12 protein-coding genes are annotated in these 13,743 nt (G+C 43.1%); 6 read left to right on the top strand and 6 right to left on the bottom strand.

Going from position 1 to position 13,743, the window contains the following annotated elements:
- Positions 1–85: 85 nt before the first annotated feature.
- The 4 genes from xseB to caiF all read left to right on the top strand — a co-directional run bounded on the left by xseB (position 86) and on the right by caiF (position 4,291).
- Positions 86–337 (top strand): exodeoxyribonuclease VII small subunit, encoded by a 252-nt coding sequence (gene xseB, locus PR808_RS07090; RefSeq protein WP_206084586.1) that lies wholly within the window; start codon positions 86–88, stop codon positions 335–337.
- 3 nt (positions 338–340) lie between these two features.
- Positions 341–1,258: a (2E,6E)-farnesyl diphosphate synthase gene (gene ispA, locus PR808_RS07085; RefSeq protein ID WP_206084585.1), complete on the top strand. Its 918-nt coding sequence runs from the start codon at positions 341–343 to the stop codon at positions 1,256–1,258.
- 234 nt (positions 1,259–1,492) lie between these two features.
- Positions 1,493–3,358 carry a 1-deoxy-D-xylulose-5-phosphate synthase gene (gene dxs, locus PR808_RS07080; RefSeq protein ID WP_272538995.1) on the top strand — a complete coding sequence of 622 codons (1,866 nt, stop codon included), beginning with the start codon at positions 1,493–1,495 and terminating at the stop codon, positions 3,356–3,358.
- 540 nt (positions 3,359–3,898) lie between these two features.
- Entirely contained in the window at positions 3,899–4,291 is a 393-nt protein-coding gene (gene caiF / locus PR808_RS07075) for a carnitine metabolism transcriptional regulator CaiF (RefSeq protein WP_206084583.1), read from the top strand.
- 67 nt (positions 4,292–4,358) lie between these two features.
- Here the strand turns inward: caiF and caiE are convergent, their stop codons facing one another.
- The 6 genes from caiE to caiT form a co-directional block, all read right to left on the bottom strand.
- Entirely contained in the window at positions 4,359–4,952 is a 594-nt protein-coding gene (gene caiE / locus PR808_RS07070; protein ID WP_272538994.1) for a carnitine operon protein CaiE, read from the bottom strand.
- A 23-nt stretch (positions 4,953–4,975) separates the two neighbouring features.
- Positions 4,976–5,761: a crotonobetainyl-CoA hydratase gene (caiD, locus tag PR808_RS07065; RefSeq protein ID WP_206084581.1), complete on the bottom strand. Its 786-nt coding sequence runs from the start codon at positions 5,759–5,761 to the stop codon at positions 4,976–4,978.
- A gap of 85 nt (positions 5,762–5,846) precedes the next feature.
- A complete protein-coding gene (gene caiC / locus PR808_RS07060; protein ID WP_272538993.1) occupies positions 5,847–7,406 on the bottom strand; it encodes a crotonobetaine/carnitine-CoA ligase in 1,560 nt (519 codons plus the stop codon).
- Positions 7,407–7,478: 72 nt separating this feature from the next.
- A complete protein-coding gene (gene caiB / locus PR808_RS07055; protein WP_206084579.1) occupies positions 7,479–8,699 on the bottom strand; it encodes an L-carnitine CoA-transferase in 1,221 nt (406 codons plus the stop codon).
- A gap of 72 nt (positions 8,700–8,771) precedes the next feature.
- Positions 8,772–9,914, bottom strand: a complete 1,143-nt coding sequence (caiA, locus tag PR808_RS07050) for a crotonobetainyl-CoA dehydrogenase (RefSeq protein ID WP_102139025.1) — start codon at positions 9,912–9,914, stop codon at positions 8,772–8,774.
- A 34-nt stretch (positions 9,915–9,948) separates the two neighbouring features.
- Positions 9,949–11,466 (bottom strand): L-carnitine/gamma-butyrobetaine antiporter, encoded by a 1,518-nt coding sequence (gene caiT, locus PR808_RS07045; protein ID WP_272538992.1) that lies wholly within the window; start codon positions 11,464–11,466, stop codon positions 9,949–9,951.
- A 504-nt stretch (positions 11,467–11,970) separates the two neighbouring features.
- Between caiT and fixA the strand changes: the two genes are divergently transcribed.
- Together fixA and PR808_RS07035 are read left to right on the top strand one after the other, a co-directional pair.
- Positions 11,971–12,741, top strand: a complete 771-nt coding sequence (fixA, locus tag PR808_RS07040; protein WP_272538991.1) for a putative electron transfer flavoprotein FixA — start codon at positions 11,971–11,973, stop codon at positions 12,739–12,741.
- Between the two features lie 11 nt (positions 12,742–12,752).
- A complete protein-coding gene (locus PR808_RS07035; protein ID WP_272538990.1) occupies positions 12,753–13,694 on the top strand; it encodes an FAD-binding protein in 942 nt (313 codons plus the stop codon).
- Positions 13,695–13,743: the final 49 nt, after the last annotated feature.

Below are 13,743 nucleotides of genomic sequence, written 5' to 3'. Positions count from 1 at the left end.
ATTGTAACCGTAGCAAGACTGCGTTAGTCTGCTAAATATTTAAAATACTCCAAATATATTGATTTAACATTAGTGGCTAAATAACATGGCTAAAGAAAAATCTCAGCAAGTTCCAACTGTTAGTTTCGAAAACTCACTTCAAGAGCTGGAGCAAATTGTTGCTCGCCTCGAATCTGGCGATCTTCCACTAGAAGATGCGCTCAATGAATTCGAGCGTGGTGTCCAAATCGCCAAACAAGGTCAAAAAGTACTGCAACAGGCCGAACAACGCGTACAAATATTGCTTAGCGATGATGAAAATAAACCCCTTGCCGATTTTTCACCTGAAACTGAATAAATTATGTCTGAACAACTTCCAGATAGCTTTGCACTGCAACAAAAACATGCCTACGACAGAGTTAACCAATACCTATTAGATACGCTAAATGCACTGCCTTTTGCAGAACTGCCATTAGCCAATGCAATGCGTTACGGTGCATTATTAGGTGGGAAACGTTTACGCCCCTTTCTAACCTATGCAGTCGGTTCCATGCTGGGTGTCAGTGAAGAAAACCTTGATGCCCCCGCCTCAGCAGTTGAATGTATTCATGCTTATTCATTGATTCATGATGATTTACCCGCTATGGACGATGATGATTTACGTCGCGGCCAGCCGACTTGCCATATCAAGTATGGTGAAGGTAATGCCGTTTTAGCGGGTGATGCCTTACAAACCCTCGCGTTTCAGTTACTTGCTTCAGCGAAAATGCCTGATATTTCTGATAAAGACCGTATCGCGATGATAGCTGAACTAGCTTACGCCAGTGGCCTAGCAGGAATGTGTGGTGGCCAAGCCCTTGATTTAGATGCAGAAGGCAAACATGTTGACCTTGCTTCATTAGAACGTATTCATCAACATAAAACTGGTGCGCTCATTCGTGCAGCGATTCGTCTTGGGGCATATGCCGCTGGCGATAAAGGCCATCAATTGTTACCAGCCTTAGATAAATATGCTGAATCCATTGGACTTGCCTTTCAAGTTCAAGACGATATCCTAGACGTCATTGGGGATAGTGCGGTAACGGGTAAGCGCCAAGGCGCGGATGCTGAACATGAAAAGAGTACTTACCCATCGCTACTCGGCCTTGAGGCTGCACAGAAAAAAGCGCGTGAGCTATATCATGATGCAATAGACGCTTTAGAGACGATCCAATCCCATGGGTATAATATAGAGATGCTAAGTGCTTTAGCTAATTTTATTATTGAGCGTAAAAGCTGACAATATGCTTTGCCTTTAGGCATTAAGAAGACTGATAATTACGGCATTGATTACCCGATGTAGTTTAAGCTGTAAAACGGGCTTTACCTTAACTATTTGATGTGATGGGTCAGTGGCTAATAGAACAAATCGCGAAACATCGATTTTTATGTATGTCTAGCGTAAGAAAATACAGCCCTTTACTGTCGCTGAAAATAGGATGGGTATTTTTGATTAATTATAAGTGAGCACCTAATGAGTATTGATATCGCTAAATATCCAACGCTAGCATTGGCTGAGACGCCTGATGAGCTTCGTCTGCAGCCCAAAGAAAGCTTACCTAAGCTTTGTGATGAACTCAGACAATTTTTACTGAGTAGCGTGGGTCGCTCTAGCGGTCACTTTGCCTCTGGTCTTGGTGCAGTAGAACTGACTGTTGCCTTGCATTATGTCTACAAAACCCCCTTTGATAACCTAGTTTGGGATGTCGGCCACCAAGCGTATCCCCATAAAATCTTAACGGGACGCCGTGACCGTATTGATACTATTCGTCAAAAGAATGGGTTACATCCATTTCCATGGCGTGGTGAAAGTGAGTATGACATTTTAAGCGTTGGCCATTCCTCAACATCCATTAGTGCTGGTTTAGGTATGGCCATTGCGGCAGAAAAAGAGAAACAAAACCGTAAAACCGTGTGTGTCATTGGCGATGGTGCAATCACGGCAGGGATGGCATTTGAAGCCATGAACCACGCAGGAGATGCCGCGCCAGATATGCTGGTTATCCTCAACGACAACGAAATGTCGATTTCAGAAAATGTTGGCGCGCTCAATAACCATTTGGCGCACTTACTTTCTGGCAAGCTGTACACCACATTACGCGAAAGTGGCAAAAAAGTGTTCTCTAACATGCCACCGATTAAAGAATTACTGAAGAAAACCGAAGAACACATCAAAGGTATGGTGGTGCCTGGTACAATGTTTGAAGAGCTTGGTTTCAACTATATTGGCCCTGTCGATGGGCACGATGTTGTTGCACTCACCCAAACATTGAAAAATATGCGTGACTTAAAAGGGCCACAATTTCTGCACATCATGACCAAAAAAGGCCGCGGTTATGAGCCTGCGGAAAAAGACCCAATTAGCTGGCATGCAGTACCTAAATTTGACCCAAGTACCTTTACGTTACCGAAAAGCAAAGAAACTGGCCCAACATTCTCCAAAATTTTTGGTGATTGGTTGTGTGACGAAGCAAAAGATGATGGCAAATTAATGGCTATCACGCCAGCCATGCGTGAAGGCTCTGGTATGGTGCGTTTTTCAAAAGAATTTCCAGACCAATACTTCGACGTCGCTATCGCTGAGCAACACGCTGTAACCTTTGCTGCAGGTTTAGCGATTGGTGGTTATAAACCAATTGTCGCTATCTATTCAACGTTCTTGCAACGTGGCTATGACCAAGTTATTCATGATGTAGCAATCCAAAAAGTCCCCGTGATGTTTGCAATTGATCGCGCAGGGATCGTAGGTGCCGATGGGCAAACTCACCAAGGGTCTTTTGATATTTCATTCCTGCGCTGTATACCAACCATGGTTATCATGGCCCCTAGTGATGAAAATGAGTGCCGCCAGATGCTACACACTGGCTACCACTATAACGATGGTCCAAGTGCTGTCCGTTACCCTCGTGGTACGGGTACAGGGGCTGAACTCCAGCCTTTAGCACCATTACCTATTGGTAAAGGAGTCATCCGCCGCCAAGGTGAAAAAGTGGCTATTCTGTGCTTCGGGACCTTACTCAGCCACGCGCTTGAAGCCGCAGAGCAATTAAATGCGACCGTTGTGGATATGCGCTTTGTGAAACCCTTGGATGAAGCATTGATCCTCGAGATGGCAAATAGCCATGATATGTTAGTGACACTCGAAGAAAATGCCATCATGGGTGGCGCAGGGAGTGGCGTGAACGAGTTTTTAATGCATGAAAAGAAAATAATTCCTGTATTAAACCTTGGCTTGCCAGACTACTTTATCTCCCAAGGTAGCCAAGAAGAGCTGATTGCCGATCTTGGATTAAATGCCAAAGGCATTGTTAATTCAATCACAAGCTACCTGAATAAATAACCTTTTATTAAATGAGAGTCATTATTTCGTGTAATGACTCTCATTTTCTTTCAAATACGCATTAATTGAGTATTAGATTAATTTGTTATAAAAATAGTTATCTAAAATAACAACATTTACATATTCCCCTTAGTTTAATAACATCCCTTTCAATAAAAAAACCAAATATAATCAGATAATAAACAACAATGTTTATCTCTTCACCCAAAAATAGAATATAAACAAAATTATTACCTTGAATGTAATTTTCAAAAATAAACACATGCAAATTATTTTTAAATCTATTATTATGAACCTTGTCACTGTATGACTGCGCAATTTAGGCTCTGACTTATATTCGTTATAAATTACTTAACTATCTAAAAGCAAAGTAAAATAAATCAATAACAAATATATTATTTTAACAATTTTAACCAGGCTTTAATAATTAATTATTTTCCTTTAATTTATTACGGGAGATAAATAACATTATTCCAACTACAATTTACATATAGTTTCTCTTTATTTATTCAATTTTAATAATTAGATTTGGGAGCGCTTATGTGTGGACAATATATTAACGAACCCTTGTATTTATCCATAGCACATTGGGTAATGAAGCAAGGTCGTTGGACAACCGCCAGAGAAATATCTAACAATTTCGATATTCCGCATCCTAATGCTGTTAATATTGTTTCTTATATTCTATCGGATGTGGCTGAGATCCAATGTGAAGTTAAAATGATCCCGAATAAACTATCGGGTCGTGGGTGCCAATGCCAGCGTTTAATTAAAGTGAGTAAAATTGATAACCAACTTTATTCTCGTTTAAGAAACCACCAATCGGAAAAAGTCACCATAGATTCCCCCGTGAAAGCGGCTTCAATGCCACCAAGTGAACTGAATAGAGAACAGAAATGGCAATGGATGTTATCCAAAGCACAGCGCCGCTAGTTAATATGTTATATCAATAAAAAAACGCAGGTTTTAAACCCGCGTTTTTTTTATTTCCGACCAATACCTATTGCCCTTTAGGCTTCACTTCTGTGGTACCAAATAGTTTTGGTCGATTAATTTCAATTTCAGTGAGGGGCTTAGTCTCTTCTAACCCAACAAGATAGCGCCCAGCAAGATCCTGGTACTCTTTTGTATTCAATTGCTTCCAATGTAGTTCTTCATCCTTAACCTGACGAAGAAATCGTGCGGGGCTCCCCACTAACATTTGCCGTGGTTCGCCTTGAAAACCAGCTTTAACAAAACTCATTGCAGCAACAATGCTTTCCTCACCAATCACGGCGCCATCCATGATGACGCTATTCATTCCGACTAAAGCATCGCGGCCAATGATACACCCGTGTAAAATAGCGCCATGACCAATATGCCCGCACTCCCGCACAATCGTTTCTACATCACTGTAACCGTGCATAATGCAGCAATCTTGAATATTGGCCCCTTTTTCAATCACTAAGCGCCCATAATCCCCTCTGAGTGACGCATTCGGCCCAACAAATACTCCTTCTTTGATAATTACATCACCAATCACGACCGCGGAAGGATGAACATACGCCGTTGGGTGTACCACGGGCCTTACGCCTTCAAATGAATAGAAGCTCACAATTGACCTCTCAGGTGGCTAGATTATCGGCCTTTCCAACTTGGAGAACGTTTCTCTGCAAACGCTAACGGCCCTTCTGTCGCATCTTCAGAGTGTAAAACCGCTGGGTAATTGGTTAATACCCCACTGCGCATCAGTTTGTAACCCTCTTCGACGGTCAACTCCCCAGTAGCACGGAAAATTTCTTTTAATGCCGCAACCGCTAATGGTGCGCTTTGCGTGATTTGCTCTGCCAGCTCACGGGCTCTATCCATCAATTTTTCAATAGGCACCACATCATTCGCAACGCCCCAACGCAATGCTTCTTGAGCATCCATGCGCCTGCCTGTCATTACCATTTCATTCACGATAGGTGCAGGCACTATTTTTGGCAGACGTAAAACACCGCCACTGTCTGGAACAATCCCTAATTGGGCTTCTGGCAACGCAAAACTGGCATTTTCTGAACAAATAATCATATCTGCCGCCAATGCGAGTTCGAAACCGCCACCAAATGCATAACCGTTAACCGCCGCAATCACGGGTTTATTAAGATTAAAAATCTCAGTCAACCCAGCAAAGCCACCTGGACCAAAATCCGCATCAGGGGCTTCACCTTCCGCAGCGGATTTTAGATCCCATCCTGCAGAGAAAAAACGTTCCCCTGCCCCTGTAATAATGGCGACTCTTAAAGATGGGTCATCTCGAAAGTTAAGAAAAACTTCACCCATTTTGAAACTGGTTTTTGCATCTATCGCATTCGCTTTAGGCCTATCGAGTACGATTTCCAAAATGGAGCCATTACGGGTAATTTTTAATGATTCACTCATAGTGCAATCCTTTCGTCATCATAGGGGGATACCTCTGTTTTAAGTAATAAACAGAGGTATCCTCAGAATTAATAGAATGATCCGATTATTGCAGATGTTTTTTCAGTACTTTCCCAGAACAATTTCGCGGTAAATCTTTGCGCACTTCAACACACGTTGGTACTTTAAATTTCGCCATTTGTTTTTCACAAAAGGCAAAGAACTCCTCCTGCGTTAAGGTTTCCCCTTCTTCCAGCACAATAAACGCCTTAATGGCTTCGTCACGTATATCATCCGCAACACCAATGACCGCTACATCCACAATGGCAGGGTGTGAGGCAATGATATTTTCGATTTCACTACAAGAGACGTTCTCACCACCGCGTTTGATCATATTGCTGCTTCTATCAACAAAATAGAAAAAGCCGTCTTCGTCTTGGTAAGCGAAGTCCCCTGTATGCATCCAACCTGCGCCATCAAAGGCTTTTTCTGTAGCCTCGGGGTTGTTGTAATACGCTTTAAACAGCGTTTTACCGCGCTCACCTTTAACACACAGTTCGCCAATCACTCCTGTTTCAACGGGTTGGTTGTTTTTATCCCGAATTTGCGCTTGGTAACAAAAACCAGGGCGGCCAATTGATGGCCAGCGGCGGATATCACCAGGTCTGTCCCCAATCAACCCCACTATCGTTTCGGTCATACCATAAGAAGTTAAAAAGCGTTTCACGCCAAAACGTGCCATAAATTGCTCTTTTTCTTCATCGCTTAAATTGAGATAAAACATGGCTTCTCGCAGGCAATGCTCTTTTTCGTTATCCGCCAGCGGTTGGCTTAATAACGTTCGGATCATCATTGGGATTAACTCAGTCACAGTGGCACGATGCCTAACAATTTGCTGCCAAAAACGCCGCGCACTGTATTTTTCGATTAAGACAAACGTTGCACCAACGGAGAAAGCTGCCATCGATGCCGTACATTGACAGTCAATGTGGAAAGCAGGCATCACCGTTAAATACACATCATCGGCACGTAACGCGTTTTGCCATGAAGAGTAGTACCCCGCAAAACGTAAATTATAGTGGGTGATAATCACCCCTTTAGGCTTTGACGTTGTTCCTGAGGTAAATAAGATTTCCGCAGTATCGCTCACACTGAGCTCAACAATTTGTGTGAGCGCCGCTGGCTGAGCCGCTTGTTCTGATAAAAAGTCCGAAATGCCATCTTGTTGTCGGACGGGTGTATCTGCAATTAAAAAAACATGTTCAAGACAAGTGCTTTCATCCGCCAAAACACGTTGATAAATATCTAAAAATACGGTGCAAGTCACTACCATACGAGGTTGGCAGTTCTGCATAATCCACGCGCTTTCGTTATATTTATACCGTGCGTTGATGGGCACCATAATTGCGCCGATTTTCGCTAAACCAAACCAGCAAAAGAAAAATTCAGGGCAATTATCCAGATGTAAGGCAACTTTATCCCCTTTTTGAATGCCATAGGCTAAAAAGAGATTCGCTGTGCGATTGATTTGCTCATTCATTTCTAAATAGCTGAATTCACGAATATTTCCATCGCAAGACTCAAAGATAAGCGCCTTATTGTCTTGGTGAGTTAACGCAAGGTCGTCCCACATTTGACGCAAATTTTGTCTACCGATTACATCCATTAATTGTTTTCCCTCTATTTCCCCAATGAACATTCAGGCCAACAGGAAAGATTGACCTGAATAATCACTTAATTACTCAACAATTTTCGCTAGCCCTTTATCGACCAGCTCCCGAATATCATTTTCGTTGTAGCCAATGTTTTTTAGTATTTCAGTGGTGTCCATACCGTGAGATGGCATACCACGCCAGATTTGTCCTGGATTGTTTTTGAATTTTGGCATCACATTTGGGCCACGACAGGTTTCCCCATCCATGGTTTGCCAACTGGTGATGGATTCACGGGCAATATATTGTGGGTTAGTTTCTAACTCAGGAATGGTTAACACTTTAGCGCTCGCAATATTCAGCTCAGCTAACCTTGCAAGTACCTCTTCGATGGAACGTGCGCCTAACCACTCATCTAATTTTTCCTCAACGAGTGGCCCATATGGGCATTCAACACGGTGAATCAGTTGTGTACCTTCTGGGATCTCAGGAGTACCCAATAAATGTGCGAGACCAATATCTTTGAAAATTTCTTGGATTTGCGTGATACCGACAATTTCCATGACAATATAACCATCGTTACAGCTATACAGGCCGCAACCTGCATAGTACGGGTCTTTCCCTTTGGTCATACGTGGGCAAACTTCACCACCATTGAAATAATCCATCATGAAGTATTGCCCCATACGCAGCATCACTTCATACATTGCCACGTCGATGCTTTCCCCTTTCCCTGTTTCGCGCGCTTTATATAACGCAGCTAATGCCGCAGTTGTGGCGGTCATACCCGAGAAATAGTCTGCCGTATATGGGAAAGCGGGCATTGGTTGGTCTTTATCACCGTTTTGAATCAGGTAGCCACTGAAGGCTTGAGCAATGGTGTTATATGCAGCAAGATTGGTATATTGCGGGTCGCCATACTGGCCAAAGCCCGATAAGTGAGCGATAACCAATTTTGGATTGTGCTCCCACAGCACTTCATCCGTGATCCCTCGGCGGGCAAAAGCAGGGCCTTTACTCGCTTCTATAAATATATCCGTCGTTTCCATTAACTTAAGAAATGCTTCTCGTCCTTCATCCTTAAAGATATTCAATGAGAGCGCCCGTAAATTACGTCGCGATAGCTGCGGGTAATTTGGCTGGACACGAATAGTGTCTGCCCATGCCACGTTCTCAATCCAAATAACTTCTGCCCCCCATTCCGCAAACATTTGCCCCGCGAATGGGCCTGCAATTTCAATTCCTGAAAATACGACTTTAACCCCAGAAAGCGGGCCAAATTCAGGCATAGGTAAATGCGCTGCCATGTTCGATTCTCCTGTGAAACTCGGTTGACCCTCTAACCATGATCAAAGGGTCAATCCACGACGGTTACGTCATTAGCGGTACTGTTTCAGTACACTGCGGCCTAGTGTCAGTATTTGCATTTCATCTGAACCACCCGATACGCGGTCAACACGCAGGTCGCGCCAGAAACGTGCGATCCGATGTTCACCCGCGATACCAACGCCACCCAGTACTTGCATCGCAGAGTCCACCACTTCGAATGCGGCATTTGCACAGAAGTATTTACACATTGCTGCATCACCTGAGGTGATCAGCCCGTTATCACTCTTCCATGCAGTTTCGTATAACATGTTGCGCATTGAATTGAGCTTGATCGCCATATGTGCAAATTTTTCTTGAATTAATTGATAACGACCGATTGCTTCGCCGAATTGAACGCGTTGGTTGGCATAACGCGCCGCATCTTCAAATGCACACATCGCTGTACCGTAGTTAGTTAGCGCCACTAAGAAACGTTCATGGTCAAACTCTTCTTTTACGCGGTTAAAGCCGTTTCCTTCGCGACCGAACATGTCTTTTTCATCCAGTTCGACGTTATCAAAAGTAATTTCACAGCAGCTATCCATGCGCAGGCCCAGCTTTTCAAGTTTGTTAACCTTGATACCTGGTTTGCTCATATCCAAGAACCACTCAGTAAAGACGGGTTTATCTGGCGAATCTGCATCGCGACTCATCACCACAATGTATGGCGTATAGGCGCTACTGGTGATAAAACATTTGCTTCCGTTCAGGTAAACTTTACCGTTACGGCGCTGATAAGTAGTTTGCAGGCTACCCACGTCAGAACCCGCGCCCGGCTCAGTAATGGCTGAGTTCCACATTTGTTTCCCCGTGCCGCGGAACGCCATGATTTTATCAATCTGTTCTTGCGTCCCTTCACGCAGTACGGTATTGAAACCACCCGGCAGTTGATACAGCACGTATGTTGGCGCACCTAAACGCCCCAGTTCCATCCACACCGCAGCAACGGTGATAAACCCTGCATCTAAACCACCATGCTCTTCTGGAATCAGCAGGTTATCGATTTCCATATCCGCTAACGCTTTGACAAAGCGTTCAGGGTATTGGCTGTCGCGGTCGCATTGTGCGAAGTAGCTTTCCCAGTTTTCACTGGCCATCAGTTCACGGATCCCTGCGACAAACAGCTCCTGCTCATCATTCAATCTAAAATCCATATCAATAACCTCTTAAATGTTGTTTCTGAGTAAATTAGTCATCTTTCCAATGCACTTTGGCATCTTTAATAAACGAGAGCGTTACCATAATGTTGACGAAAAAAAGTGGGCATCCTCCGGCAATTATCGCTGTTTGAATTGGTTTCAATCCGCCTAGAGCCAGTAAAACAATGCCGATGACACCAACTAAAACAGACCAACCGATGCGCACTAACAATGGCGGCTCTTCACCGTCTTTCACTGCGCGACAAGTCGACATGGCGAGGGTGTAAGAACAAGCATTAATTAGTGTCACAGTGGCGATAAAGCAGAGGATGAAGAAGCCCCAAATTGTTACAGTACTCAAAGGTAAGGCAGCCCATGTCTCAATGATGGCGCGTGGAACGCCAAACTCATCAATCAGTTTTGGAATGTTAATAATATTTTGGTCGACAAGTTGCAGTGTGTTACTGCCTAAAATCGTCCAAATCAGAGTGGTACCTGCGGTCAGACCCGCGACCATACCAATACACAGTTCACGAACGGTACGACCTTTAGAGATACGTGCGAGGAAAATACACATTTGAATTGCGTAGATAACCCACCAAGCCCAATAGAATACTGTCCAGCCTTGTGGGAAACCGCTTTTACCGACCGCATCTGTATAGAACAGCATGCGCGGCATATACATCATTAATACCCCGATAGAATCGGTAAAGTAGTTAACGATAAAACTTGCACCACCAACAATGAATACCCATCCAAGCATTAAGAAACTCAGGTAGCTACGTACATCACTGGCAATTTTCACCCCTTTTTGCAGACCGAATGCCACACAGATTGCGTTCAAAACAATCCAGCAGAAAATAATGATCGCATCAAGCTGTAAAGTGTGAGGGATACCGAATAAATACTGAATACATTCAGTCACTAGCGGAGTTGCTAACCCTAAACTAGTGCCCATCGCAAGGATTAACGCCACTAAATAGAAGTTATCAACAATTGTTCCGAACCAACCATTTACGTGTTTTTCACCGACCAGCGGTACTAATGTACTACTTGGGCGGATAACATCCATTTTACGTACAAAGAAGAAGTAACCAAACGCAACCGTTAAGAAGCTATAGGTTGCCCACGGTAATGGCCCCCAGTGGAATAAGCTATAGGCAAGCCCAATACTTTTCGCCTGAGTTGAATAAGGGGCAAATTCAAAAGGCGGCGTTGAAATATAATAATAAATTTCAATAGACCCCCAGAAAAGTACCGCTGCCGATGTACACGAAGCGAACATCATGAAAATCCAGCTCGCACGGCTAAATTCAGGCTTCTCTTCTCCTAGGGTTTTTTTCGCATATGGCCCTAAAATCAACCAAAACCAGCCACCAAGCATCACGACCATATACCATTCAAATGCCCAGCCCCACACGTTTGTCACGTAGCTAAACACTTGGTTGATCACTTCATTCGAAGCATCAAGGTCACGGACGGTTAACCAACACAATAGTCCAACAATGATCAATGGAGGAAAAAACACTTTCGGTTCTATCCCACCCTTTTTATTTTCTTTGCTCATAGTTCGATCCCGATTTATTATTTAATACATAAGTTTTAAAATAGATATTATTCGCAATACCTCTCCACTTATTTATTATTTAATTCCTATAAATTTAATTAACTATTAATCCAATCACTATTCAAATCATGTCGGCTCATCATTAACAATTCTGTTATTAAGGTCACAATATTATTCGTGATAAATATTTGTTACTGTTTTTTCGTTTTTTTATTATCAAAATAACCAATCAATACAAATAGATAAAATATCTTGTAACGGCAATGTTATTAAATACCTTCAGTATTGGTGATTAGGGTAGCAATATTGAACATTTCGTCGCTAAGTTGATGATTTTTACAATATTGGTGAGTAAGGTAGCAGTATGAATATTTAAAACACGTTTAATTTCAAGTTTTCAATATTGGTGACCTAGGTTTTATTTTTAAATATCCAGTTCATGATAATTATATAATCCGAAACCAAAACGGATCATATTTATTAAATATATTTTTAGGAGATGTAATGAATATTATTACATGTTATAAATCTGTTCCTGATGAACAAGATATTATTATTAATAGCTCAGATGGCTCTTTAGATTTTTCCCGTGCGGATACCAAAATTAGTCAATATGATTTAAATGCCATCGAAGCGGCTAATCAAATTAAAGCACAACAACCCGATAGCAAAATCACAGCATTAAGTATTGGTGGCAAAGCGCTGACCAACATGAAAGGCCGTAAAGACGTGTTATCTCGCGGCCCAGATGAATTAGTCGTGGTTATTGATGACCAATTCGAACATGCCCTTCCTCATCAAAGTGCCATTGCCCTTGGTGCAGCCGCACAAAAAATAGGTTTTGACTTAATCATTTGTGGTGACGGTTCTGCTGACCTCAATGCACAGCAAGTCAGCATTCTACTAGGTGAAAGCCTGCAAATTCCTGCCATTAATGGCGTGAAGAAAATTGTTTCTCTTGGGGCAGATAACATTGTCGTTGAGCGCGAACTTGAAGATGAAATTGAAACATTGTCGCTTCCGCTGCCAGCCATTATTGCAGTGACCTCCGATATTAACGTCCCTGTTATTCCGTCTATGAAAGCAATTTTAGGCGCTGCGAAAAAGCCAGTTCAAGCATGGGGCATCGCTGATATTGCACTCGCAGATGTCGCCGCTTTATCGGCTCAATCGATTGCAGCACCGAAGCAAAAAGTGCGTCAACGCATCATTATTGAAGGTGATGGCGAAGACCAAATTGCACAATTTGCTGAACATTTAAGAAAAATTATTTAATCGGAGGCGTCATGAGCAAATTATCAACCGTTTGGGTCTTTAGCGATATGGCTTCTCGTCTACCCGAATTGATTGGCGGAGCACTCACCCTCGGTGAGCAAGTGAATGTATTAGCATTAGATGAAGCACAAAGTTCCCAAGCATTTCAATTGGGTGCAACACAAGTCTTTCAATTAACGGGCAAACCTGATGACCGTATTTTGGAAGACTACGCTGACACCATCGTTGCGACCATTAAACAACATGGCGACAAAGGCCTGTTACTACTACCGAATACACGTCGTGGAAAATTACTGGCTGCTCGTTTAGGTGCAAGACTGCAAGCTGCCGTATCAAATGATGCGGCATCGATTGCTATCGAAGCCGACAAAGCAGTCATTAAACATATGGTCTACGGCGGCTTAGCTTTTGGCCAAGAAACCTTAAATAGCATCTTTTCCATTGCAACCGTTACCACAGGCACCTTTGAAGCAGCTGCAAATGATGCATCACGCAGCGGGACGGCTCAAACTGCACAATGGGTCGAACCAAAACAATCTGTTGTACGTACCTCGGTTCAGAAAAAAGCAGGCAACTCCGTGGAATTAGACAAAGCTCGCCTTGTAGTGAGTGTAGGTCGCGGAATCGGCAGCCAAGAAAACATTGCCATTGCCAAAACGCTTGCGGATGCCATAGGTGCTGAAATTGCCTGCTCCCGCCCTGTCGCTGAAAATGAAAAATGGATGGAGCACGAGCGCTACGTTGGGATTTCCAACTTAATGCTCAAACCTGAACTTTACCTTGCTGTCGGTATTTCAGGGCAAATCCAGCACATGGTCGGGGCAAATGGCGCACAAACTATCGTTGCCATTAACAAAGATAAAAACGCACCTATCTTCCAATTTGCCGATTACGGCATTGTCGGTGATTTATTCAAAATTCTGCCTGCTTTAACGCAGCAATTGGCGAAATAAGCCTATCGCAGTGGAGTTGTCACTCCACTGCTTAGTATGATTTGGAGAA

It is taken from the genome of Providencia sp. PROV197 (assembly GCF_028479625.1).
Lineage (GTDB): Bacteria > Pseudomonadota > Gammaproteobacteria > Enterobacterales > Enterobacteriaceae > Providencia > Providencia vermicola.
Note: the sequence above shows the minus strand (reverse complement) of the source record. Positions and strands in the feature narration are given on the sequence as shown.

What these genes read in the sequence shown, in the direction of transcription:
- xseB (WP_206084586.1), top strand. Translation starts at nt 86, where the DNA reads ATGGCTAAAGAAAAATCTCAGCAAGTTCCAACTGTTAGTTTCGAAAAC.
- ispA (WP_206084585.1), top strand. Translation starts at nt 341, where the DNA reads ATGTCTGAACAACTTCCAGATAGCTTTGCACTGCAACAAAAACATGCC.
- dxs (WP_272538995.1), top strand. Translation starts at nt 1,493, where the DNA reads ATGAGTATTGATATCGCTAAATATCCAACGCTAGCATTGGCTGAGACG.
- caiF (WP_206084583.1), top strand. Translation starts at nt 3,899, where the DNA reads ATGTGTGGACAATATATTAACGAACCCTTGTATTTATCCATAGCACAT.
- caiD (WP_206084581.1), bottom strand. Translation starts at nt 5,761, where the DNA reads ATGAGTGAATCATTAAAAATTACCCGTAATGGCTCCATTTTGGAAATC.
- caiC (WP_272538993.1), bottom strand. Translation starts at nt 7,406, where the DNA reads ATGGATGTAATCGGTAGACAAAATTTGCGTCAAATGTGGGACGACCTT.
- caiB (WP_206084579.1), bottom strand. Translation starts at nt 8,699, where the DNA reads ATGGCAGCGCATTTACCTATGCCTGAATTTGGCCCGCTTTCTGGGGTT.
- caiA (WP_102139025.1), bottom strand. Translation starts at nt 9,914, where the DNA reads ATGGATTTTAGATTGAATGATGAGCAGGAGCTGTTTGTCGCAGGGATC.
- caiT (WP_272538992.1), bottom strand. Translation starts at nt 11,466, where the DNA reads ATGAGCAAAGAAAATAAAAAGGGTGGGATAGAACCGAAAGTGTTTTTT.
- fixA (WP_272538991.1), top strand. Translation starts at nt 11,971, where the DNA reads ATGAATATTATTACATGTTATAAATCTGTTCCTGATGAACAAGATATT.
- PR808_RS07035 (WP_272538990.1), top strand. Translation starts at nt 12,753, where the DNA reads ATGAGCAAATTATCAACCGTTTGGGTCTTTAGCGATATGGCTTCTCGT.